This window comes from Streptomyces sp. CLCI03 (assembly GCF_053615355.1).
This window is the reverse complement of sequence record NZ_CM132132.1, coordinates 6,192,478-6,212,500: the sequence shown is the minus strand read 5'-3', so window position 1 is coordinate 6,212,500 and position 20,023 is coordinate 6,192,478. Positions and strand designations below refer to the sequence as shown.

Here is a 20,023-nt window from a genome sequence, read left to right as displayed (position 1 = left end):
TCAAACTCTCCATGAATGTTTACCCGTGATCGGGTGCACACATCACTTAGAGCGGGCACGTCATGTCGGAATAAGACCGACGCGCCACAACGTCCTCGCTGTGTTGTTGCCTGCAAGCATCACCCGAAGGCGACCTCACAGGTCTTTTTCAAAGGAACCTCATCCACCGAAGTGGACGGGGTATCAACTTCTGGCGTTGATTTTTGGCACGCTGTTGAGTTCTCAAGGAACGGACGCTTCCTTTGTACTCACCCTCTCGGGCTTTCCTCCGGGCTTTCGTTCTGTTCTTGCGTTTCCAACTCTACCAGATCATTTCCGCGCCGTTTCCGGCGGTGGATTTGAATTCGGTGACCGTTGGGGGTCTTTGCCTTTCGGCGTTCCACCACTTTAGCGCTTATCCCTCGCGGCTCATAATCGAGCCACCGGCCAGGAATTCGGGCATGCCGAATAGATCCCCGCCAGGGGTAAGTCGTAGGTGTGGGTTGGCCGCTCCGGGGGCTGCTGATGGCAGTGACCCGTTCAAGCGGCTCGGGCTACGTTAGGCGTCCGGAAGGGCCGAGTCAAGTTGAGCGGCGGCGTGGTGCGTGGGCGCGGTACGGGCTCACCGTCGGGTCGTGGGTGATCCAGAAGCGGTACGGGTGGGTCGCGCCGGCTCCGCCCACTCCCGTGCGCGGGCCGCTGCTCACCAGGTCCGCCGAGGTCGGGGTGCCCGTGAGGAGGGACAAGGGGGAATCGGGGCCCGCGCAGAGGTCGGTGCCGTCGAGGGAGCGGTCCACGTCCAAGGCCGTGGCCAGGCGGGCCGGTCCTTTGGCCAGTTCTCTCGGGTTTCTGGCCGAAACTCGACGTTTGGTGGCCAGGTCGGCGCCCACCGTGACCTCGCCCGCGCGCAGCAGCACCCCGCTCGCGTGGCCCGGGGGGCCGCACACCAGGTTGAGGCTGAACCACATGCCGTAGATGAAGTAGACGTACGCGTGTCCGGGTGGACCGAACATGGAGGCGTTGCGTGCGGTGCGGCCGCGGTAGGCGTGGGAGCCGGGATCGCTCTCCCCCTCGTACGCCTCCACCTCCGTGATGCGTAGTTCGAGGGGCCCGTCCGTGGTGCGGCGGACGAGGGTGCGGCCGAGGAGGTCCGGGGCCACGGTGAGGACCGGGCGGTCGAAGAAGGACCTGGGCAGGGGCGTACGGTCAGGGCGCGCGCTCATCCGGTCGAGCGTAGTGGAACGCGTCCTCCTGGAACCGGGGCCTAAGGTTCCGCGTTGATACGGGGTAGTCGCGGCGTAGTCGCCAGATCCTTCAAGGGGAGTTAGAGCATGGGCTTCAAGAAGCTGTTCGCGAGCCTGGGCGCCGGTGGTGCTTCGGTCGACACGATCATCACCGAGCCGAACGTCGTGCCGGGCGGAATCGTCCAGGGCGAGGTCCGGATCCAGGGTGGATCCGTGGAGCAGCAGATCGAGGGGCTGTCCGTCGGGCTGCAGGCGCGGGTCGAGGTCGAGGGCGGGGACCAGGAGTACAAGCAGGACATCGTCTTCACCAAGCAGCGTCTGGGTGGTGCCTTCAAGGTGCAGCCCGGCGCCCTGCACGTGGTGCCGTTCGGGCTGGAGATCCCCTGGGAGACGCCGATCACCCACTTCGGGGGTCAGCACCTGCACGGGATGAACATCGGCGTCAGCACCGAGCTGGAGATCGCTCGCGCGGTGGACGCGGGTGACCTCGACGCGATCAACGTGCACCCGGTGCCGGCGCAGCAGGCGATCCTCGATGCCTTCCGGCAGCTCGGCTTCACCTTCCGCAGCGCGGACATGGAGCGCGGTCACATCCGTGGGACGCGCCAGTCGCTGCCCTTCTACCAGGAGATCGAGTTCCTGCCGCCGTCGCAGTACCGCGGGCTGCACCAGGTGGAGCTCACCTTCATCTCCGACGGTCGCGAGATGGACGTCGTGCTGGAGATGGACAAGAAGCCCGGTCTGTTCACCGAGGGCAGCGACACCTACCGCTGCTTCCAGGTGGGGCTGCAGTCGTACCAGGACACGGACTGGGCCGCGTACCTGAACCAGTGGATCGCCGGCGTCGGTTCGAAGCGCAACTGGTTCTAGGCTCGCAAGCGCGTCCGATCGCGGACGCGGTCCGACATCCCGCTTTTTCGGAGGTTCAGCAGTGTCAGAGCAGAGCAGGGCGCCTCTTCCCCACGACTTCCACCCGGAGGTCGCGTCCTTCACGGTGACGAGCGAGGACGTCGCCCACGGAGCCGATCTGCACGCGGCTCAGATCCTGACGGGGAAGAACGTCTCGCCGCACCTGCGGTGGGAGGGGGCCCCCGAGGGCACGAAGAGCTTCGCCGTGACCTGCTTCGACCCGGACGCCCCCACGGGCAGCGGGTTCTGGCACTGGGTCCTCTTCGATCTGCCCGTCTCGGTGACGGAGCTGCCGGCGGGGGCGGGCACCGGGGACTTCGTGGGCCTGCCGGAGGGTGCCGTGCACGCGCGGAACGACTACGGCACGAGGGACTTCGGTGGTGCGGCCCCGCCGCGTGGGGAGCGGCACCGCTACGTGTTCACCGTGTACGCGGTGGATCAGGAGCAGCTCGGCCCCGACGCGGACTCCTCGCCGGCCGTCGTCGGCTTCCATCTGCGGTTCCACGCCTTGGGGCGGGCGCAGCTCGTCGCCGAGTACGAAGCGCCTCCCGCGCGCTGATCGTTCCCCGAGCGTTTGCCCGGTCCTGGTCTAAAGAAGGCCAGGACCGGGCATTTTTATTGCGTTGTCCCGCGTGGCGCGCGCGGCCAGAGTGGTTCCGGGCCCTGCCGCCAGGGTGGTCGCGGGCCTGCACACGGGAGGTGGGCGAGATGCGGGACACGCTGGTGCTGAATGCGAGCTTCGAGCCGCTGTCGACAGTGACTCTGAACCGGGCCGTGGTTCTGGTGCTCCAGGACAAGGCCGTCGTCGAACAGTCGCACCCCGAGCTGCGTGTGCGCGCGGCCACCATGGATCTTCCGATGCCCCGGGTGATCAGGCTCTGCCGGTACGTCCGGGTGCCCTTCCGAAGACACGCTCCCTGGTCGCGGAGGGGGGTGTTGGTCCGGGACCAGCACCGTTGCGCGTACTGCGGGAAGCGCGCGACGACCGTGGACCACGTACTGCCGCGGGCCCAGGGGGGTGGGGACACCTGGCTGAACACGGTGGCTTCCTGCGCCGAGGACAACCACCGCAAGGCGGCCCGGACTCCGGAGGAGGCGGGGATGCCGCTCCTCCGGAGGCCGTTCGTGCCGTCGCCGGCGGAGGCGATGCTGCTGGCTCTGGGGTGGCCGGGCAGGAGGCGCTCCCGGAGTGGCTGGAGCGTTCCGCCTAGGCGGGTCCTCCGTGTTGATGTAGCCGGATGCGCTGGGCGACGTAGTTCTTCTACGTCGCTCAGCTGACGAGCAGTTGGACGATGGCGAGGATGCCGACCGTCACGATGACCGCGCGCAGGACGGTCGGCGAGAGGCGGCGGCCGACCTTGGCGCCGATCTGGCCGCCGATCGTGGAGCCGATGGCGATGAGGACGACGGCCGTCCAGTCGAACTCGGCGACGAAGAGGAAGACGACGGCCGCGATGCCGTTCACCAGAGCGGCGATGACGTTCTTGACGGCGTTGACGCGTTGCAGGTCCTCGCGGAGCAGCAGGCCCATCAGGCCGAGGTAGAGCACGCCCTGGGCGGCACCGAAGTAGCCGCCGTAGGCGCTGGAGAGCAGCATCCCGCCGAGCAGGGCCGGTCCGCCGTCGGGGTGGCCGGTGTCGCCTCCGGCGGCTTCCTGGCGTCGGCGGAGCGCGGCGGCGAGCCGGGGCTGCAGGACGACGAGGACCAGGGCCAGTGCGATCAGGACGGGCACGATCGTGTCGAAGGACTCGGACGGCAGGGTGAGGAGCAGGATCGCGCCCGCGAGTCCGCCGACGAGGGACACGGAGCCGAGCCGCAGGACGCGGGCGCGTTGTCCCTGGAGCTCCTTGCGGTAGCCGATGGCTCCGCTGATCGACCCGGGCACCAGGCCGAGGGTGTTGGACACGTTGGCGGTGACCGGCGGGAGACCGGTGGCGAGCAGCACCGGGAAGGTGATCAGGGTGCCGGAGCCGACGATGGTGTTGATCGTGCCCGCGCCGATGCCGGCGACGAGGACAGCGAGTGATTCCCAGATGGACATGGACGGTGCCATCCCCTTTGCGTGAGTGAGTCGCCTCCCCGCCATGAAGGTCGAGGGGCCTCACCGATCATGCAGGAAGGGGATGGCCGGTCAATCGATGGGGGGCTGTTCGCGGCGTTCCGCGGCGTCCTTGTCCCGTGCGGCCGGGATGCCGCCGCCGTCCTTGCCGGCGTTCTGCGGGTTGAACCCCGAACCTCCGCCCATCGGGCCGAAGTTGCCCATGGCTCCGGAGAGGCCCTTGAGGGCGTCGCCGATCTCGCTCGGCACGATCCAGAGCTTGTTGGCGTCGCCTTCGGCGATCTTCGGGAGCATCTGGAGGTACTGGTAGGCGAGGAGCTTCTGGTCGGCGTCGCCGGCGTGGATGGACTCGAAGACCGTGCGGATGGCCTGGGCCTCGCCCTCGGCGCGCAGGGCGGCGGCCTTGGCGTCACCTTCGGCGCGCAGGATGGAGGACTGCTTCTCACCCTCGGCGCGCAGGATCTCGGACTGGCGGACGCCTTCGGCCTGGAGGATCGCGGCGCGCTTGTCGCGGTCGGCGCGCATCTGCTTCTCCATCGAGTCCTGGATGGAGGTCGGCGGCTCGATGGCCTTGAGCTCGACGCGGTTGACGCGGATGCCCCACTTGCCGGTGGCCTCGTCGAGGACGCCGCGCAGGGCCGCGTTGATCTCCTCGCGGGAGGTGAGGGTCCGTTCCAGGTCCATGCCACCGATGATGTTGCGGAGCGTGGTGACGGTGAGCTGCTCGATGGCCTGGATGTAGCTGGCCACTTCGTAGGTCGCGGCCCGCGCGTCGGTCACCTGGTAGTAGATGACGGTGTCGATGTTGACGACCAGGTTGTCCTGGGTGATGACGGGCTGCGGCGGGAACGGGACGACCTGTTCACGGAGGTCGATCCGGTTGCGGATGGAGTCGATGAACGGGACGACGATGTTGAGGCCCGCGTTGAGGGTGCGGGTGTAGCGGCCGAACCGCTCGACGATGGCGGCGCTGGCCTGCGGGATCACCTGGATCGTCTTGACCAGTGCGATGAAGACCAGAACCACCAGAATGATCAGGACGATGATGATCGGTTGCATGCGGTTCCCCGTGCCCTTCCGGCTGTCTGTGCTGCCCCGTTGATCGGAGTCTCGCAGACCTTGGGGCCGCGAGCAGGCTGGTTGTCACATGACGACCGCGGTCGCCCCGTCGATCTCCACCACATCGACGGACTGGCCCGGTTCGAAGCTGCTGTCCGCGTCGAGGGTGCGCGCGGACCAGACCTCGCCGGCGAGCTTGATGCGGCCGCCGCTGCCGTCGACCCGTTCCAGGACGACGGCGGATCTGCCCCGCAACGCGTCGATGCCGCTGCGGTGTTGGGGGCGCTGGTCGCGGTGGCGGTTGGCGATGGGCCGTACGACGGCGATGAGCGCGACCGACACGATGACGAAGACCAGGACCTGGGCGACCACTTCCCCGCCGAGGGCAGCCGTGACGGCGGCCGCGACCGCGCCGACTGCGAACATGCCGAACTCCGGCATGGCGGTCAGGACGAGGGGGATGCCCAGTCCGACCGCGCCGATGAGCCACCACACCCACGCGTCGATGTCCACATGGTCATGGTAGGTCGGGTGGGCGCGGTCGGGACAGGGTGCGGGGAACCCGTAAGGGGGTTCAGCCGAGGGGAAGTCCCTGGGCGGTCCAGCGATCGGTCCCGTTGCGCTCGACGACCAGCGGGAGGCCGAAGCAGAGGGAGAGGTTGCGGGAGGTCAGTTCGAGGTCGATCGGACCCGCGGTGACGACCTTGCCCTGACGGATCATCAGGACGTGGGTGAAGCCGGGGGCGATCTCCTCGACGTGGTGCGTGACCATGACCATCGACGGGGCGAGCGGGTCGCGGGCGAGGCGGCCGAGGCGGCGTACGAGGTCCTCGCGACCGCCGAGGTCCAGACCGGCGGCGGGCTCGTCGAGGAGCAGCAGCTCGGGGTCCGTCATCAGGGCGCGGGCGATCAGCGTGCGCTTGCGCTCGCCCTCGGAGAGGGTGCCGAACTTGCGGTCGAGGTACTCCGTCATGCCGAGGCGGTCGAGGAAGGCGCGGGCGCGCTGTTCGTCGACGTCCTCGTACTCCTCCTGCCAGGTCGCCGTCATGCCGTAGGCCGCGGTGAGGACGGTCTGCAGGACGGTCTGCCGCTTGGGCAGCTTGTCGGCCATCGCGATGCCCGCGACACCGATGCGGGGGCGCAGCTCGAACACGTCGACCTTGCCGAGGGTGCTGCCGAGGATGGTGGCGCTGCCCTTGGTGGGGAAGAGGTAGCTGGAGGCGAGGTTCAGCAGAGTGGTCTTGCCGGCGCCGTTGGGGCCGAGGATCACCCAGCGCTCCCCCTCCTTCACCGACCAGGAGACCTGGTCCACCAGAGCCCGGCCCTCGCGGACCACGGATACGTCCACCAGCTCCAGAACATCGCTCATGAGCGTGTTGTCACCCCTTGCAGTCACGGTTCGGCTCTCTGTGCGCCGCTAGACGCAGCCCCAGGGGAAAACCTACGCCACTCGGAGAGGCCTCCGGGGCCGGGGCCCGGTGCCGGGGCCGATCCGTAAAGTAGGGGGATGCTTTTCGAACCACGTTCAGGGCGCTTGGCCGCCTGGGGGAACGCACTGTTGGCCGGTCTGGTCTCGCCCGACGAGGCCGTGTTGTCGATCGTGGGCGAGGACGTCGTGCACCGGGTGGAGGGGCTGCCGGGCGAGACGGGCCCGGTCGGGCTCACCCTGGCGCTCGGCCGGCTGCGCGCGCTGGGGGTGACGGGGCTGCGGGTGGCGCTGCCGGCGCCGGGGCATCCGTTGGGACTGAGCGGGCCGCCGGAGTTCAACGCGCGCGCCCTGGAGGCGGAGGAGGCGGTCGTCGCCGTGGGGACGGCGCTGGGTCTGGTGCCGGAGGTGTCGGAGGTCGGGCCGGCCGGGGACGTGCACGTGTCGGTGACCTGGCACGTGCTGCCGGTACGGGAGGCCCCGCCGGCGGACGTGCCCTCGCTGGGCGAGGCGGAGCGGGAGCTGGCGGAGGCGCTGCGCGAGGCGACCGAGGTGCTGACCCGGCTGGACGTGGCCGGGTCGGGGCCGGTCGCGGAGGCCGCGCTGTCGGCGTACCGGGCGCGGGCGGAGGCCGGGCGGGAGGCGCTGGCGCCGGGATATCCGGCGCGGGCCGTGCGGGTGCTGGCGCTGGCGCAGCGGGTGGATCTGATGGTGTCGCTGGCGTACGAGAACGGACACGGGGGTGCGGTGGCCGCCTCCGAGATGGCGGCGCGGGCGGAGGCGCTGCGGCCGGTCGAGCGGGTCGCTCGGCGGGCGCTGGTGGCGGCGTACAACTCGGCCGTCGAGGCGCGCGAGCGGGGGTGACCTTCCTGGCCGGGGGCGGGCCGGGGGCGGGGGTGCGGCGCCGCTGCGCGGGCGGCCCCGGCTGCGCCGGGCTTCGTGGGGCTCCGCCCCACACCCCGCGCCTCAAACGCCGGCGAGGCTGGAACGGGCGCGCCACGACACCGACGAGGGTGGGTGGGTGGGTGCGCCTCGGCGCCGTTGGGGCTGGGTGGGGGCGCCTCGGGTCAGTGCGGGGGTGCTTGTGTCGTGACGCCGGTCGGGCCGTCGCCCACCGGGACGGTGAACGTCCTGCCCGTTCTGGTGTCGATCACCGACAACGAGTCCGAGTCGAAGTTGCTGACGTGGACGCTACGGCCGTCCGGGCCGACGGCGAGGCCGTTGGGGCCGTCGCCCACGGCGGCGGTTTCCGTGACGGTGCGGCTGCGGGTGCTGATCACCGAGACGTCGTCCGACCCGAGGTCGGCGACGTAGACGCGCCGGCCGTCCGGCAGGACTCCGATGCCCGCGGGCTGGTCCCCGACCCGGATGCGGTCCGTCTCCCTGCGGGCCCGGGTGTCGACCACGGATACGTCGTCCGAAGTCAGGTTGGACACGTAGAGGTGATGACCGTCGGGGGTGAGGGCGAGGGCGGTGGGTCCGCCGCCGACGGGGATCTCGGCGGTGACCGTGCCGGTGTCGGTGCGGATCACCGAGACGCTGTCGGATCCGGCGGAGGCGACGTACAGCGTGCGTGCGTCCGGTGTCACCGCGAGGCCCAGGGGCGCGTCGCCCACCGCGATGGTGTCCGTGACGGCGAGGGTGCGGGGGCTGATCACCGACACGGTGCCCGCGCCGACGTTGGCCACGTAGACGTTCCTGTTGTCCGGGGAGACCGTCACCCTGCTCGGTTCGTGCCCGACCGCGACGGTTTCGACGACCGTCCTGCTTCGGGTGTCGACCACGGACACGGTGTCCGCCGCGGAGTCGGTGACATAGAGGCGGGTGCCGTCGGGGCTGAGGGCCACGCTGTCGGGCCCGTCCCCACGGGAACGGTGTCCACGACAGTGCCGGTGCGGGGGTCGACGACCGAGACCGTGTCGGAGTTCAGGTTCGCCACGTAGACGAGGCCGGAGGCCGCGTGGGCGGGGCTCGCCGACGGCGCTGCCGCCTGCGCCCCGGGCGCGTCCGGCAGTCCCGTCAGGCCCACTGCCGCGGCGAGCGCGACGGCGGCGCATCGGCCGATGTACCGGTTCCTCGTCATGCGGGCAAAGCTAGGACCGCGGGCGGGGCCGCGGGGTGAGGCTCGCGCACGGGTGGGCGACGTCCCCCCGTCCGCCCCGTGACCACGTGCGGAGACACCGCAACGGCGCCGCTTCCTGGGGAGAGGGAGGAAGCGGCGCCGCGGGCGGGGTCAGGCCGTGCGGGGGGTCAGGCGTTGACGCCGGTGTTGCCGAAGGCGCCGTTGAGCAGGCCGATCACGTTGACCGTGTTGCCGACCACGTTCACGGGGATGTGCACGGGGACCTGGACCTGGTTCCCGGAGGCCACGCCGGGCGAGTTCAGGGCCTCACCCTCCGCCGACGCACCGCCGTGCGCCGAGGAGACACCGGCGCCGGCGGCGAGGAGGCCGCCCGCGATCATGGTGACGGCTGCGGCCTTCTTGAAGTTCTTCACGTTCTCGTCCTCCAGTGCGTCTGCCGCGACCAGCCGTCGCGACACGCCTTGGAGAACGCCCGGCCCGCGATCCGGATACGCCATGTGGGCTACATACACCCGACCGTATGAATCTCAGACCGGAACGAGACGGTCCGATTCAGCTCCGATCACTCCGCGATTCCGTGCCTGACCGCCCACAACGCGGCCTGGGTCCGATCGGAAAGGTCCAACTTCATCAGGATGTTCGAGACGTGGGTCTTGACCGTCTTCTCGGACAGGACCAGCGCGCGGGCGATCTCGCGGTTGGAGCGCCCGTCGGCGATCAGGCCCAGGACCTCGCGCTCGCGGTCGGTCAGCGAGCCGGGCCGGCCCGCAGGGGCGCCTTGGTCCTCCTGGGAGAGGAGCGCCAGGGCCACCTCCGGCTGGAGGAGTACGTGGCCCGCGTGGACCGAGCGGATGGCTCCGGCCAGCGCGTCGGGATCGATGTCCTTGTAGACGTAGCCCGCCGCGCCGGCTCGCAGGGCGGGGACCACGGTCCGCTGCTCCGTGAAGCTGGTGACGATCAGCACCCGGGCCGGGTTCGCCAGCTCGCGCAGCCTGCGCAGCGCCTCGATGCCGTCGGTGCCGGGCATCTTGATGTCCATCAGGATCACGTCGGGCCCCAGCTCCTCGGCGCGGGCGATGCCCTCCTCGCCGTCGGAGGCCTCGCCGACCACCTCGATGTCCTCCTGGACCTCCAGGAAGGTGCGCAGGCCCCGCCGGACCACCTGGTGGTCGTCGACCAGCAGTACCCGAATGCCGCCGCCGCGGCCGGTGCCGTCAGCCACCGGGGACCTCCATCTCGATCGTGGTGCCCCGACCGGGCTCCGAGTGCACGGTGAGCCGGCCGCCGACGCCGCTCGCGCGGTCGCGCATGGAGACCAGGCCCAGATGGCGGCCCGCCCGGCGGACCGCCTGGGGGTCGAAGCCCTTGCCGGTGTCGAGGACCGTGAGGACCGCTCCCCCGGCGGGCGTCCGGGCCAAGGTCACCTCGACGCGGTCGCCGGCCGAGTGGCGCAGGGCGTTGTGCAGGGCTTCCTGGGCGACGCGGAGCAGGGCTTCCTCCTGGGTCGCGGGCAGGGCCCGTACGCCCGCGCAGGTGAAGGTGACGTGCGCGGTGTGGGCGCGGTCGAGTACGTGGACGTGCGTACGGAGGGTGGCGACCAGCCCGTCCTCGTCCAGGGCCGCCGGGCGCAGCTCGGTCACGGCGGCGCGCAGTTCGTCGGCGGCCTCCGCGGCCAGGGCGGCCACCTGCTGGAGCTCGTCCTTGGCGCGGGCCGGGTCGCGGTCGACGAGGGCGGCGGCGGCCTGGGCGGTGAGGCGGAGCGAGAAGAGCTTCTGGCTGACGGCGTCGTGCAGCTCGTGGGCGAGCCGGGAGCGCTCCTCGGCGATGGTGAGCTCGCGGCTGCGCTCGTAGAGATGGGCGTTGGTGAGCGCGATGGCCGCGTGCTGGGCGAGGAGGGAGAGGAGTTCCTGGTCCTCGTCGGTGAAGCCCTGGCGGCCGTCCGGGGACCCGCCGCGCTTGTTCGCGAGGAAGAGGGCTCCGAGGGTCTCCTCGCCGTCGCGCACGGGCATGCCGAGGAAGTCGGACATCTCCGGGTGGGCGGCCGGCCAGCCCTCGAAGCGCGGGTCCTGGCGTACGTCGGCCAGGCGCTCGGGGCCGTCCTCGTGGAGCATCGCGGCGAGGATGCCGTGCTGGCGGGGCAGCGGGCCGATGCGGCGCCACTGCTCGGGGCTGATGCCGTCCACGACGAACTGGGCGAAGCCGCCGTGGTCGTCCGGGACGCCCAGGGCCGCGTACTCGGCGTCCAGGAGTTCGCGGGCGGAGACGACGATCGTGCGCAGGACGTCGCGGACCTCCAGGCGGCGGCTCATGGCGAGCAGCGCGGTGCTCACGGCGGCCAGGCCGCTGGGGGGCCCGCCGTGCGGGGGGCTACCGGTCATGGGGTCACCGTACCCGCGGCCGTGACCTGCGGGATCGGGCCGCGGACGTAGGTCGAAGGGACCTGTGGGGGTGGGGCTCGTGGCCGACGCGGTGGGAGGTGGGCCGTTCCTAGGTTGGGGGCATCTGCTGATCGGTACGGAAGGCGAGGGTGCTGTCATGTCGGTGGCGATCGTGACGGGGGCGTCCAGGGGGCTCGGCCGGGCACTGGCCGGGGAGCTGGCGGCGCGGGGCTGGGACCTGGTGCTGAGCGCACGGGGTGCGGCGGCGCTGGAGGAGGCCGCGGCCGGGGCCGCGCGGGCTTCCGGGGGCCGGGTGGTGGCGGTGGCCGGGGACGTGACCTCGGCGGCGCACCGGGCGGCGCTGGTGGCGGCGGCGCGGGAGCTGGGCGGGCTGGACCTGCTGGTGAACAACGCGGGGGTGCTCGGTGCCGAGCCGTTGGTGCCGCTGGCGGAGCACGCGCCGGACGGGCTGCGTGAGGCCTTCGAGGTCAATGTGGTGGGGCCGCTGGGGCTGATCCAGGAGGGACTGCCGCTGTTGCGGGCGGCGCGGGCCGGGGCGGTGCTGAACATCAGCTCGGACGCGGCGGTGGTGGCGTACGCGACGTGGGGGGCGTACGGGGCGACCAAGGCGGCGGGGGACCTGATGTCGGCCGTGCTGGCGGTGGAGGAGCCGGGGCTGCGGGTGTGGTGGGCCGATCCGGGGTCGATGCGGACGCGGATGATGGCGGCGGCCGAGCCGGGCGAGGACCTGACGGGGCTGCCGACACCGGAGGAGGTGGCTCCGGTGCTGCTCCGGCTGGTGGAGCGGGCGCTGCCGAGCGGGCGGTACACGGCGCTGGAGCTGGTGGCGGAGCCGGGCCCGGTGGGAGGGTCGGACGTCGGCCCGGGGGCGCCCGCGGGGGCGGGCCTGGAGGCGGGCTTCGGGGCGGGCGCGGGGGCCGGGCGGTGAGCGGCCGGCGGACCCTGCGGGAGGAAGCCCTATATATAACGGACATACCGCCACAATTGTCTGCTCGGGTTCCGGCCGAGCAGCGGGGGCCGGGGCTGGGGCGGGACGCCGTGCGGCTGCTGGTGTCCCGGGGCCGCGAGCCGGTGTCGCTGCGCGCCTTCCGAGAGCTGCCGGGGCTGCTGCGGGCCGGGGACGTCCTCGTGGTGAACACCTCGACCACACTGGCGGCCGCCGTGGACGCCCGGCTGGGCGGCGAGGACCTGGTGGTGCACTTCTCGACCCGCGGCGACAGGGGGCACCCCCGGTCGAGCTCCGGGGGAGGCCGCTGGGCGGTGGAGCTGCGCGCCCCGGCCGGCGACGGGACGACCCGGCGGCGCCCCGGGGGGCCGGCCGGGGCGGTGCTGGAGCTGCCGGGTGGGTACCGCCTGACCCTGGAGGAGCCACTGGCGGCGGGCGCGGACCGGCTGTGGTGGGCGCGCCCCTCCCCCGCGGCGGACGGGGTGCCCGCGCTGCTGCGGGCGCACGGGCGGCCGATCCGGTACGCGTACACGGAGCGGGACCAGCCGCTCTCGGCCTATCAGACGGTGTTCGCGGTGCCGGCCGCCGACGGGTCGGGCTCGGCGGAGATGCCGAGCGCGGGCCGGCCCTTCACGGCGGAGCTGGTGGCGCGGCTGGTGAGCCGGGGGGTGCAGTTCGCCCCGCTGGTCCTGCACACGGGGGTGGCCTCGCAGGAGGCGCACGAGCCGCCGTACCCGGAGCGGTACGCGGTGTCCGCCACGACGGCGGGGCTGGTGAACGCCGCGCGGGCCGCCGGCGGGAGGGTCATCGCGGTGGGGACCACGGCGGTACGGGCCCTGGAGTCGGCGGCGGACGCGCGGGGGCGGGTGCGCCCGGCCGCCGGGTGGACCGATCTGGTGGTGACCCCGGAGCGCGGGGTGCGGGTGGTGGACGGACTGCTGACCGGGCTGCACGAGCCCGAGGCCTCCCATCTGCTGATGCTGGAGGCGGTCGCGGGGCGGACCGCGGTACGGCTCGGGTATGCCGAGGCACGGGCCCGACTCTGCCTGTGGCACGAGTTCGGGGACGTCCATCTGCTACTCAAGGATGAGAACCGTGACCATATGCATTGCGGCAGCAACGCACGGTAAAACCGTCGCATGCCCGATGTGACCCCGCACATAGGACCCACATCACTTACGAAGCTGCCTAGTGGACGCATAAAGACCCTGTCAGTGCTGTCCCACCTAGCGCCGAGGCCTGAAATCGGGCCTCGGCGCCCGTGCGTGATCCACTAAGCGGGATCGTACGTCACACCTTTGCCACAGGATTTTGCCGCCGCTAAGAATTGCTCCCGTCGCACAGCACCGCGGATCCCCGGATCCACAAAGCGCCTTCCTGCGACTCCCGCTATTCGAAGAGGTTGCCCCGCCATGTCTGCTTCCCGCACCCCCGGTCACAGTCGTCTGACGAAGGCACACAAGCTGTCCATCGCCGGTGTCGCCACGCTGAGCGCCGCCGCCGTCGCCTTCTCCCTCGCACCGGCCGGCACCGCCGCCGCCGAGGCGCAGACGATCAACGCTGCCCCCGTCGCCTGGACCCAGGCCGTCAACGGCGCGCAGACGAAGACGCTGCAGGGCCACCTCTCCGCACAGCAGGTCATCTCCCAGGCGAACGCCAAGGCCGCGGCCAAGATCAAGGCCGACGCCGACGCCAAGGCCAAGGCCGAGGCCGCCGCGAAGAAGGCCCGCGAGCAGAAGGCTGCCGCCAGCCGCTCCGCCGCCCGCACCCCGGTCTTCGCGAACAACCTCGACGGTTGGATCAAGGAAGCCCTCTTCATCATGAAGAAGGAAGGCATTCCGGGCACCTACGCCGGAATCCACAAGAACATCATGCGCGAGTCCAGCGGTAACCCGATGGCGATCAACAACTGGGACATCAACGCCCAGAACGGCATCCCCAGCAAGGGTCTGCTCCAGGTCATCTACCCGACCTTCAAGGCGTACCACGTCAAGGGCACCAAGTTCGACCAGTACGACCCGGTCGCCAACATCGTCGCCGCCTGCAACTACGCGGCCGACCGCTACGGCTCCATGGACAACGTCAACAGCGCCTACTAGGCCCTGACGCACCCGAAGCCCCATGCGCCTCAGGGCGGCACCCGGACCTCCGGATGCCGCCCTGAGGCGTTTTCGTGCGTCGTCGTGTACGCGGGCGTTCGTGCCGCCGCCCGCGCGCCCGCGTCCTACTTGCCCGCGCGCATGACCTCGGGCTCGTGGCGGCGCAGCAGGCGCTGCACCGCGAAGCCGCAGGCGACGCCGATCAGCAGCAGGATGGTGATGTTCAGGCTCCACTGCCCGATCGTGGCGTCCCAGAGCGGGTCGGTGTTGGTCGGGTTCTCCGCGTCCCACGGCGGCATGAGCTTGCCGAGGTCCAGCGTGGTGCCGGCGGCGGCGATGGCCCAGCGGGACGGCATCAGCCAGGCGAACTGCTCCAGGCCCGGGGAGTCGTAGACCTGGAAGAGGATGCCGGTGAAGACGACCTGGACGATCGCGAACATGACCAGCAGCGGCATGGTCTTCTCGGCGGTCTTCACCAGCGAGGAGATCACCAGGCCGAACATCATCGACGTGAAGCCGAGCGCGATGACCGACAGGCAGATCTCGACGGCCGGCGGCATGAGCAGACCCTCGGCGGGCAGGTCGCGCGGGAAGAAGCCGATCGCGCAGATGATCACGCCCTGGATGGCCGTGATGACGCCGAGGACGATCACCTTCGACATCAGGTACGCGGACCGGTACAGACCCGTCGCGCGTTCTCGCTCGTAGATGACCCGTTCCTTGATCAACTCACGGACCGAGTTGGCGGCGCCCGAGAAGCACATGCCGACGGCGAGGATCAGCATGATCGTGCCGGCGTCGCCGTTGAAGCGGGACGGCGCGACGGGCGGCGCGAGGCCGAACTTCGCGGGGATCACCGTGGAGACCACGCCGAGGACGGCGGGCAGGAGCACCATCAGGGCCAGGAAGCCCACGTCCGACGCGATCACCGAGACGTAGCGGCGCATCAGCGTCCACAGCTGCGAGCCCCAGCCCTGCGGCTTGGTCGGGCGCATGTGCTGGACCGGAGGCATCGCCACGGACTGCGGGGCGACCGCGTCGATGTCGGCGGCGTAGAGCTGGTAGTGCTGGGAGCCCTTCCAGCGGCCGGCCCAGTCGTAGTCGCGGTAGTTCTCGAAGGCCGAGAAGACGTCCGCCCACGTGGTGTAGCCGAAGAAGTTCAGCGCCTCGTCCGGCGGGCCGAAGTACGCGACCGACCCGCCCGGGGCCATGACCAGCAGCTTGTCGCAGATGGCCAGCTCGGCGACCGAGTGGGTGACGACGAGGACCGTGCGGCCGTCGTCGGCGAGGCCGCGCAGCAGCTGCATGACATCGCGGTCCATGCCCGGGTCGAGGCCCGAGGTCGGCTCGTCCAGGAAGATCAGCGACGGCTTGGTCAGCAGCTCCAGGGCGACGGACACGCGCTTGCGCTGACCACCCGAGAGCGCGGTGATCTTCTTGTCCTTGTGGATGTCGAGCTTGAGCTCGCGCAGCACCTCGTCGATACGGGCGGCGCGCTCGGACTCGGCGGTGTCGCCGGGGAAGCGCAGCTTGGCCGCGTACTTCAGGGCCGTACGGACGCGCAGCTCCTTGTGCAGGATGTCGTCCTGCGGGACCAGGCCGATGCGCTGGCGGAGCTCCGCGAACTGCTTGTACAGGTTGCGGTTGTCGTAGAGGACGTCGCCCTGGTCGGCGGGCCGGTAGCCGGTCAGCGCCTTGAGCAGGGTGGACTTGCCGGAGCCCGAGGGTCCGATGACGCCGATCAGCGACTTCTCCGGGACGCCGAAGGTGACGTCCTTGAGGATCTGCTTGCCGCCGTCGACCGTGACCGTGAGGTGGCGGGCCGAGAAGGAGACCTCGCCGGTGTCGACGAACTCCTCCAGGCGGTCCCCGACGATCCGGAACGTCGAGTGACCGACACCGACGATGTCGTTCGGGCCGAGCAGCGCGGTGCCGGACTTCGCCAGCGGCTGACCGTTGACGTAGGTGCCGTTGTGGCTGCCGAGGTCGTGGATCTCGAAGCGCCCGCCGGGCATCGAGCGGAACTCGGCGTGGTGGCGGGAGACCTGGAGGTCGGAGACCACCAGCTCGTTCTCCAGCGCACGACCGATCCGCATGACGTGGCCCAGCGAGAGCTGGTGGAACGTCGTCGGGCTGCGGTCCCCGTAGGCCGGGGCCCCGCCCTGCGCCAGGTGGGGAGCGGCGGCGCCCTGCTGGTGCGGGAGGTTGACCTGCGGCTGCTGAGGCTGCTGCTGCGCGTGCTGCTGCTGTTCCCAGGCCTGGTGCTGGGGCTGCTGCGGGGCCTGGTAGGCCGGGGCCTGCGGCTGGGCGTACGCCTGGGCCGGGGCCTGCTGTGCCTGCTGCGCCACGGCCGGCTGCGGCGCCGCGGCGCCGACGGTGCTCAGATTCAGCCGCGGGCCGTCCGTCGCGTTGCCCAGGTGGACCGGCGTGCCGGGCACGAGTTCGGTCTGCTGGACCCTGGCCCCGTGCACGTAGGTGCCGTTGGTGCTGCCGTGGTCCTCGATGCCCCAACCCCGGCCGTTCCAGGCGATGGTGGCATGCCGCCACGACACCCGGGCATCGTCGATCACCACGTCTCCCTGGGGATCACGCCCCAGCGAGTACGACCTGGACGGATCGAGCGTCCAGGTCCTTCCATTCAATTCCAGTACGAGTTCCGGCACTCCAGCCCCACTTAAGTCCCCCGAGAATCCCCCATGACGTCAGGGAGTCTAGGGATGGCGAACATCCGGGGGAACTATTTCAGGCCTACAGCCGTATGTGGAATCCGGGCCTTGCCGGGGCGTCTACGACTGCCCGTTGACGGGGTCGAAAGTCACCCGGAGAGTGAGATACGGGACTTCTCGCCCGGTGGTCCCGTCGCGTACCGCTCGGTAGGCATCGGGGGTTCAGCGTATGCGCCGCATCCGTTGGGGGGACGTGCTGCTGTCCTCCGTCGCCGCCGTGGGCTGGTCCCTGATCGTGATGGCCGCGGTGGCCGGACTCGGGCTGCACCTGCTGCGCGCCGACGCCGCGGGCGCCGGTGCCGGTGTCGGTGCCGCGGAAGGTTCGCTCGGTGCCATGACGGCCGCCGCGGTGGTCCTCGCGATCGGTGGAACCGTGACCCCCTCCGGTGACGTCTCGGTCCTCGGAGTGATCGGGACGGGCACCGAAACCTCCCTGGACGTGATGCCTTTGGGGGTGTCGCTGGCCGGAGCCCTGGCCCTGGCGTCGCTGTTCCTTCGTTCGCTGCGGGCCGGCGCGGGCCACGGGGAGACGGCGGCCCGGGTGGTGGTCCTCGCGGCGCTGTTCGTCGCGACGGCGGGCGGGCTGGCGCGGGTCGGGCACGACGTGGTCACGCTCGACGGGACGCCGCCGCTGCCACGGACGCCCGCGAAGGTCGAGATCCCGGGGATCGGCGACATCGGCGGGCTGCTCCCGGACCGCGTCGGGGACCTGATCGGGACCCGGACCCGGGTGGGGTTCTCGGTGGAGCTCGGGCCGACCCTGCTGGGCGCGGGGCTCTGGGTGCTCGCCGTACTGGCGCTCGCGCTGCTGGTCTCGCGGCGCGGGCCGGCCGCGGCGACCCGGTCGCGTCCGGTGGTCTCGGCGGTGGTGGCGATGCCGCTGGTCGCGGTGGCGGCGGGCTGGGCCGCGGCGGTGTGGGCGGCGGCGGCCGACGACCATCCCCGTCGGGTGCTGGGCGGAGCGCTGCTGGGGGCGCCGAACGGGAGCTGGCTGGGGGTGCTGCTGGGACTGGGCGTGCCGGTACACGGCCGGGTCACGGGGGCTCCGGCCCGGCTGCTGCCCGACCCGCTGGACGACCTGGTGGCGGTCCCGGCGCGGGAGCCGGTGACGGTGGCCCGCCTGGCGGAGTACGACGGGCGGGTCTGGCTGCTGGTCGCGGGGGCGGCCCTGCTGCTGCTCCACGCGGGCGTGGCGGCGGCCGTACGGACACCGGGGCGCGGGGTCCTGGGGTGCGCGGCGCGGCTGTCGGCCGGCACCGGGGTGGCCTTGGCGGTGCTGGTGTGGCTGACGGGATTCTCGGCGGGCGCCTCGCTCGCGGTGCCGGTGCCGGGTGTGGAAGCGGTGGACGCGGGGGTGGAGCTGCGGGGGGACGTCGCGTACGCGCTGCTGCTGGGCGCGCTCTGGGGAGCGGTGGCCGGCGCGGCGGGTGCGCTGCTGACCCGCCGACGGCGGGCGGCGCTGCCGGGCCGGGGCGGCGCGCCGGGGCCCGCGCCGGGGTGGCCCGATCCCCAGGCGCCGACGGCCTCGTACCCCGGGGCCGGACCGTACGGCGGGCCCGCGCGCGGCCCGCGGCCCGGACCGGGCGGGGAGGTGGACGGCTCCTGGGACGTGACCGTGACCGGCGTGCCGCCCTGGTCGCCCAGGCCGCCGAGGCCCCCCGGGCCGCCACGCCGGGAGCCCTTCACTCCCCCGCCGCCGCCGGGAGCCCCGCCCCCGCCGAAACCACCGGAGCCCCCGCGGTGAGGCGGGGCGGCGGCCGCCGCGCCGGCCGACCGACGCGTGATCGTTCAAGACGTGGGACGGGGGTCCTGGGGGCCGGGCCGGGAAGATACGGTGAGGGCACCATGAGCGCATCGCAGACCTCCGACGTCCCCACCCTCCTCGTCAAGATCTTCGGCAAGGACCGTCCCGGGATCACCGCCGGGCTGTTCGACACCCTCGCCGCCTACTCCGTCGACGTCGTCGACATCGAGCAGGTCGTCACCCGTGGCCGCATCGTCCTGTGCGCCCTCGTCACCAAGCCCACCGGCGGAGCCGAGGGTGACCTGCGGGCCACCGTCCACAGCTGGGCCGAATCCCTCAAGATGCAGGCCGAGATCCTCTCCGGCACCGGTGACAACCGGCCGCGCGGCAGCGGCCGCTCGCACGTCACCGTGCTCGGGCACCCGCTCACCGCCGAGTCCACGGCTGCCATCGCGTCCCGGATCACCGAGACCGGCGGCAACATCGACCGTATCTTCCGCCTCGCCAAGTACCCGGTGACGGCGGTGGAGTTCGCCGTCTCCGGTGTCGAGACCGAGCCGCTGCGCACCGCGCTGGCCACCGCCTCCGCGCACATCGGCGTGGACGTGGCCGTGGTCTCGGCCGGATTGCACCGCCGGGCGCAGCGCCTGGTCGTCATGGACGTGGACTCGACCCTCATCCAGGACGAGGTCATCGAGCTGTTCGCCGCGCACGCCGGGTGCGAGGCCGAGGTCGCCGAGGTCACCGAGCGGGCCATGCGCGGTGAGCTGGACTTCGAGCAGTCGCTGCACGCCCGGGTGGCGCTGCTCGCGGGCCTGGACGCGTCGGTCGTGGACAAGGTCCGCGCCGAGGTGCAGCTGACCCCGGGCGCGCGGACCCTGATCCGTACGCTCAAGCGGCTCGGCTATCAGGTGGGTGTGGTCTCGGGCGGCTTCACGCAGGTGACGGACGATCTGCGGGAGCGGCTGGGGCTGGACTTCGCCTCCGCCAACACCCTGGAGATCGTCGACGGGAAGCTGACGGGCAAGGTCACCGGCGAGATCGTGGACCGGGCGGGCAAGGCCCGGCTGCTGCGTCGCTTCGCCGCGGAGGCCGACGTACCGCTGTCGCAGACGGTGGCGATCGGCGACGGCGCCAACGACCTGGACATGCTGAACGCGGCCGGGCTGGGCGTGGCCTTCAACGCCAAGCCGGTGGTCCGCGAGGCCGCGCACACCGCGGTGAACGTGCCCTTCCTCGACGCGGTGCTGTATCTGCTCGGGATCACCCGCGAGGAGATCGAGGCCGCCGACCTGGCCTGATCCCGAAGAGCGTGAACGGGCCCCGGCAGCCGATGCGGTTGCCGGGGCC

The 20,023-nt window shown here is 71.6% G+C and carries 18 protein-coding genes, 1 rRNA gene and 3 pseudogenes (1 of these 22 cut by a window edge); 9 read left to right on the top strand and 13 right to left on the bottom strand.

Features of this window, described 5'->3' with window-relative positions:
• Together ACWG52_RS28690 and ACWG52_RS28685 are read right to left on the bottom strand one after the other, a co-directional pair.
• Nucleotides 1–16: ribosomal RNA gene (locus ACWG52_RS28690) — 16S ribosomal RNA — on the bottom strand (it extends 1,507 nt beyond the left edge of the window).
• Between the two features lie 544 nt (nt 17–560).
• Nucleotides 561–1,202, bottom strand: a complete 642-nt coding sequence (locus ACWG52_RS28685) for a DNA-3-methyladenine glycosylase (RefSeq protein WP_389809071.1) — start codon at nt 1,200–1,202, stop codon at nt 561–563.
• 108 nt (nt 1,203–1,310) lie between these two features.
• Here ACWG52_RS28685 and ACWG52_RS28680 point away from each other — a divergent pair, with 108 nt between their 5' ends.
• The 3 genes and pseudogenes from ACWG52_RS28680 to ACWG52_RS28670 all read left to right on the top strand — a co-directional run bounded on the left by ACWG52_RS28680 (nt 1,311) and on the right by ACWG52_RS28670 (nt 3,343).
• Nucleotides 1,311–2,093 (top strand): sporulation protein, encoded by a 783-nt coding sequence (locus tag ACWG52_RS28680; RefSeq protein ID WP_030720076.1) that lies wholly within the window; start codon nt 1,311–1,313, stop codon nt 2,091–2,093.
• 61 nt (nt 2,094–2,154) lie between these two features.
• Nucleotides 2,155–2,691, top strand: a complete 537-nt coding sequence (locus ACWG52_RS28675; protein ID WP_389809067.1) for a YbhB/YbcL family Raf kinase inhibitor-like protein — start codon at nt 2,155–2,157, stop codon at nt 2,689–2,691.
• 149 nt (nt 2,692–2,840) lie between these two features.
• Nucleotides 2,841–3,343, top strand: a pseudogene (locus ACWG52_RS28670) (HNH endonuclease).
• 59 nt (nt 3,344–3,402) lie between these two features.
• Here ACWG52_RS28670 and ACWG52_RS28665 read toward each other — a convergent pair.
• The 4 genes from ACWG52_RS28665 to ACWG52_RS28650 form a co-directional block, all read right to left on the bottom strand.
• Nucleotides 3,403–4,173 carry a sulfite exporter TauE/SafE family protein gene (locus ACWG52_RS28665; RefSeq protein ID WP_389809064.1) on the bottom strand — a complete coding sequence of 257 codons (771 nt, stop codon included), beginning with the start codon at nt 4,171–4,173 and terminating at the stop codon, nt 3,403–3,405.
• 90 nt (nt 4,174–4,263) lie between these two features.
• Nucleotides 4,264–5,250 carry an SPFH domain-containing protein gene (locus ACWG52_RS28660; protein WP_033220549.1) on the bottom strand — a complete coding sequence of 329 codons (987 nt, stop codon included), beginning with the start codon at nt 5,248–5,250 and terminating at the stop codon, nt 4,264–4,266.
• A gap of 84 nt (nt 5,251–5,334) precedes the next feature.
• A complete protein-coding gene (locus ACWG52_RS28655; protein ID WP_389809061.1) occupies nt 5,335–5,763 on the bottom strand; it encodes an NfeD family protein in 429 nt (142 codons plus the stop codon).
• Nucleotides 5,764–5,824: 61 nt separating this feature from the next.
• Nucleotides 5,825–6,619 (bottom strand): ABC transporter ATP-binding protein, encoded by a 795-nt coding sequence (locus ACWG52_RS28650; protein ID WP_030720092.1) that lies wholly within the window; start codon nt 6,617–6,619, stop codon nt 5,825–5,827.
• 138 nt (nt 6,620–6,757) lie between these two features.
• Between ACWG52_RS28650 and ACWG52_RS28645 the strand changes: the two genes are divergently transcribed.
• Complete coding sequence (locus tag ACWG52_RS28645; RefSeq protein ID WP_453126338.1) at nt 6,758–7,540, top strand: hypothetical protein; 783 nt, start codon at nt 6,758–6,760, stop codon at nt 7,538–7,540.
• 203 nt (nt 7,541–7,743) lie between these two features.
• On the opposite strand, the gene ACWG52_RS28640 is transcribed toward ACWG52_RS28645, so the two are convergent.
• From ACWG52_RS28640 to ACWG52_RS28615, 6 genes and pseudogenes are all read right to left on the bottom strand, one after another.
• Complete coding sequence (locus tag ACWG52_RS28640; RefSeq protein ID WP_389809142.1) at nt 7,744–8,046, bottom strand: YncE family protein; 303 nt, start codon at nt 8,044–8,046, stop codon at nt 7,744–7,746.
• A pseudogene (locus ACWG52_RS28635) lies at nt 8,023–8,547 on the bottom strand (YncE family protein); the annotation flags it as partial. The gene ACWG52_RS28640 and the pseudogene ACWG52_RS28635, both read right to left, overlap by 24 nt.
• Nucleotides 8,541–8,759 (bottom strand): annotated as a pseudogene (locus ACWG52_RS28630) (hypothetical protein); the annotation flags it as partial. The pseudogenes ACWG52_RS28630 and ACWG52_RS28635, both read right to left, overlap by 7 nt.
• A gap of 167 nt (nt 8,760–8,926) precedes the next feature.
• Nucleotides 8,927–9,172 (bottom strand): chaplin, encoded by a 246-nt coding sequence (locus tag ACWG52_RS28625; RefSeq protein ID WP_030386462.1) that lies wholly within the window; start codon nt 9,170–9,172, stop codon nt 8,927–8,929.
• Nucleotides 9,173–9,321: 149 nt separating this feature from the next.
• Nucleotides 9,322–9,981 (bottom strand): response regulator, encoded by a 660-nt coding sequence (locus ACWG52_RS28620; RefSeq protein WP_386236518.1) that lies wholly within the window; start codon nt 9,979–9,981, stop codon nt 9,322–9,324.
• Nucleotides 9,974–11,137 (bottom strand): GAF domain-containing sensor histidine kinase, encoded by a 1,164-nt coding sequence (locus tag ACWG52_RS28615; protein WP_453126335.1) that lies wholly within the window; start codon nt 11,135–11,137, stop codon nt 9,974–9,976. The genes ACWG52_RS28620 and ACWG52_RS28615 overlap by 8 nt, the downstream gene beginning before the upstream one ends.
• A 157-nt stretch (nt 11,138–11,294) precedes the next feature.
• Here ACWG52_RS28615 and ACWG52_RS28610 point away from each other — a divergent pair, with 157 nt between their 5' ends.
• The 3 genes from ACWG52_RS28610 to ACWG52_RS28600 all read left to right on the top strand — a co-directional run bounded on the left by ACWG52_RS28610 (nt 11,295) and on the right by ACWG52_RS28600 (nt 14,203).
• Nucleotides 11,295–12,086, top strand: coding sequence for an SDR family NAD(P)-dependent oxidoreductase (locus ACWG52_RS28610; protein WP_453126333.1), 792 nt, complete (start codon nt 11,295–11,297; stop codon nt 12,084–12,086).
• Nucleotides 12,083–13,234 carry an S-adenosylmethionine:tRNA ribosyltransferase-isomerase gene (locus ACWG52_RS28605; RefSeq protein ID WP_453126331.1) on the top strand — a complete coding sequence of 384 codons (1,152 nt, stop codon included), beginning with the start codon at nt 12,083–12,085 and terminating at the stop codon, nt 13,232–13,234. Before ACWG52_RS28610 ends, ACWG52_RS28605 begins: the two co-directional genes overlap by 4 nt.
• A 282-nt stretch (nt 13,235–13,516) precedes the next feature.
• Nucleotides 13,517–14,203 (top strand): transglycosylase SLT domain-containing protein, encoded by a 687-nt coding sequence (locus tag ACWG52_RS28600; RefSeq protein WP_389809047.1) that lies wholly within the window; start codon nt 13,517–13,519, stop codon nt 14,201–14,203.
• Nucleotides 14,204–14,328: 125 nt separating this feature from the next.
• Here ACWG52_RS28600 and ACWG52_RS28595 read toward each other — a convergent pair whose 3' ends face one another.
• Complete coding sequence (locus ACWG52_RS28595) at nt 14,329–16,866, bottom strand: FHA domain-containing protein (protein WP_453126329.1); 2,538 nt, start codon at nt 16,864–16,866, stop codon at nt 14,329–14,331.
• Nucleotides 16,867–17,098: 232 nt separating this feature from the next.
• Here ACWG52_RS28595 and ACWG52_RS28590 point away from each other — a divergent pair, with 232 nt between their 5' ends.
• Both ACWG52_RS28590 and serB read left to right on the top strand, forming a co-directional pair.
• Nucleotides 17,099–18,673 (top strand): streptophobe family protein, encoded by a 1,575-nt coding sequence (locus tag ACWG52_RS28590; protein ID WP_389809045.1) that lies wholly within the window; start codon nt 17,099–17,101, stop codon nt 18,671–18,673.
• Nucleotides 18,674–18,774: 101 nt separating this feature from the next.
• Entirely contained in the window at nt 18,775–19,974 is a 1,200-nt protein-coding gene (serB, locus tag ACWG52_RS28585; RefSeq protein WP_033220560.1) for a phosphoserine phosphatase SerB, read from the top strand.
• Nucleotides 19,975–20,023: the final 49 nt, after the last annotated feature.

What these genes read in the sequence shown, in the direction of transcription:
- ACWG52_RS28680 (WP_030720076.1), top strand. Translation starts at nt 1,311, where the DNA reads ATGGGCTTCAAGAAGCTGTTCGCGAGCCTGGGCGCCGGTGGTGCTTCG.
- ACWG52_RS28600 (WP_389809047.1), top strand. Translation starts at nt 13,517, where the DNA reads ATGTCTGCTTCCCGCACCCCCGGTCACAGTCGTCTGACGAAGGCACAC.
- ACWG52_RS28610 (WP_453126333.1), top strand. Translation starts at nt 11,295, where the DNA reads ATGTCGGTGGCGATCGTGACGGGGGCGTCCAGGGGGCTCGGCCGGGCA.
- serB (WP_033220560.1), top strand. Translation starts at nt 18,775, where the DNA reads ATGAGCGCATCGCAGACCTCCGACGTCCCCACCCTCCTCGTCAAGATC.
- ACWG52_RS28590 (WP_389809045.1), top strand. Translation starts at nt 17,099, where the DNA reads ATGCGCCGCATCCGTTGGGGGGACGTGCTGCTGTCCTCCGTCGCCGCC.
- ACWG52_RS28615 (WP_453126335.1), bottom strand. Translation starts at nt 11,137, where the DNA reads ATGACCGGTAGCCCCCCGCACGGCGGGCCCCCCAGCGGCCTGGCCGCC.
- ACWG52_RS28645 (WP_453126338.1), top strand. Translation starts at nt 6,758, where the DNA reads ATGCTTTTCGAACCACGTTCAGGGCGCTTGGCCGCCTGGGGGAACGCA.
- ACWG52_RS28650 (WP_030720092.1), bottom strand. Translation starts at nt 6,619, where the DNA reads ATGAGCGATGTTCTGGAGCTGGTGGACGTATCCGTGGTCCGCGAGGGC.
- ACWG52_RS28685 (WP_389809071.1), bottom strand. Translation starts at nt 1,202, where the DNA reads ATGAGCGCGCGCCCTGACCGTACGCCCCTGCCCAGGTCCTTCTTCGAC.
- ACWG52_RS28660 (WP_033220549.1), bottom strand. Translation starts at nt 5,250, where the DNA reads ATGCAACCGATCATCATCGTCCTGATCATTCTGGTGGTTCTGGTCTTC.
- ACWG52_RS28665 (WP_389809064.1), bottom strand. Translation starts at nt 4,173, where the DNA reads ATGTCCATCTGGGAATCACTCGCTGTCCTCGTCGCCGGCATCGGCGCG.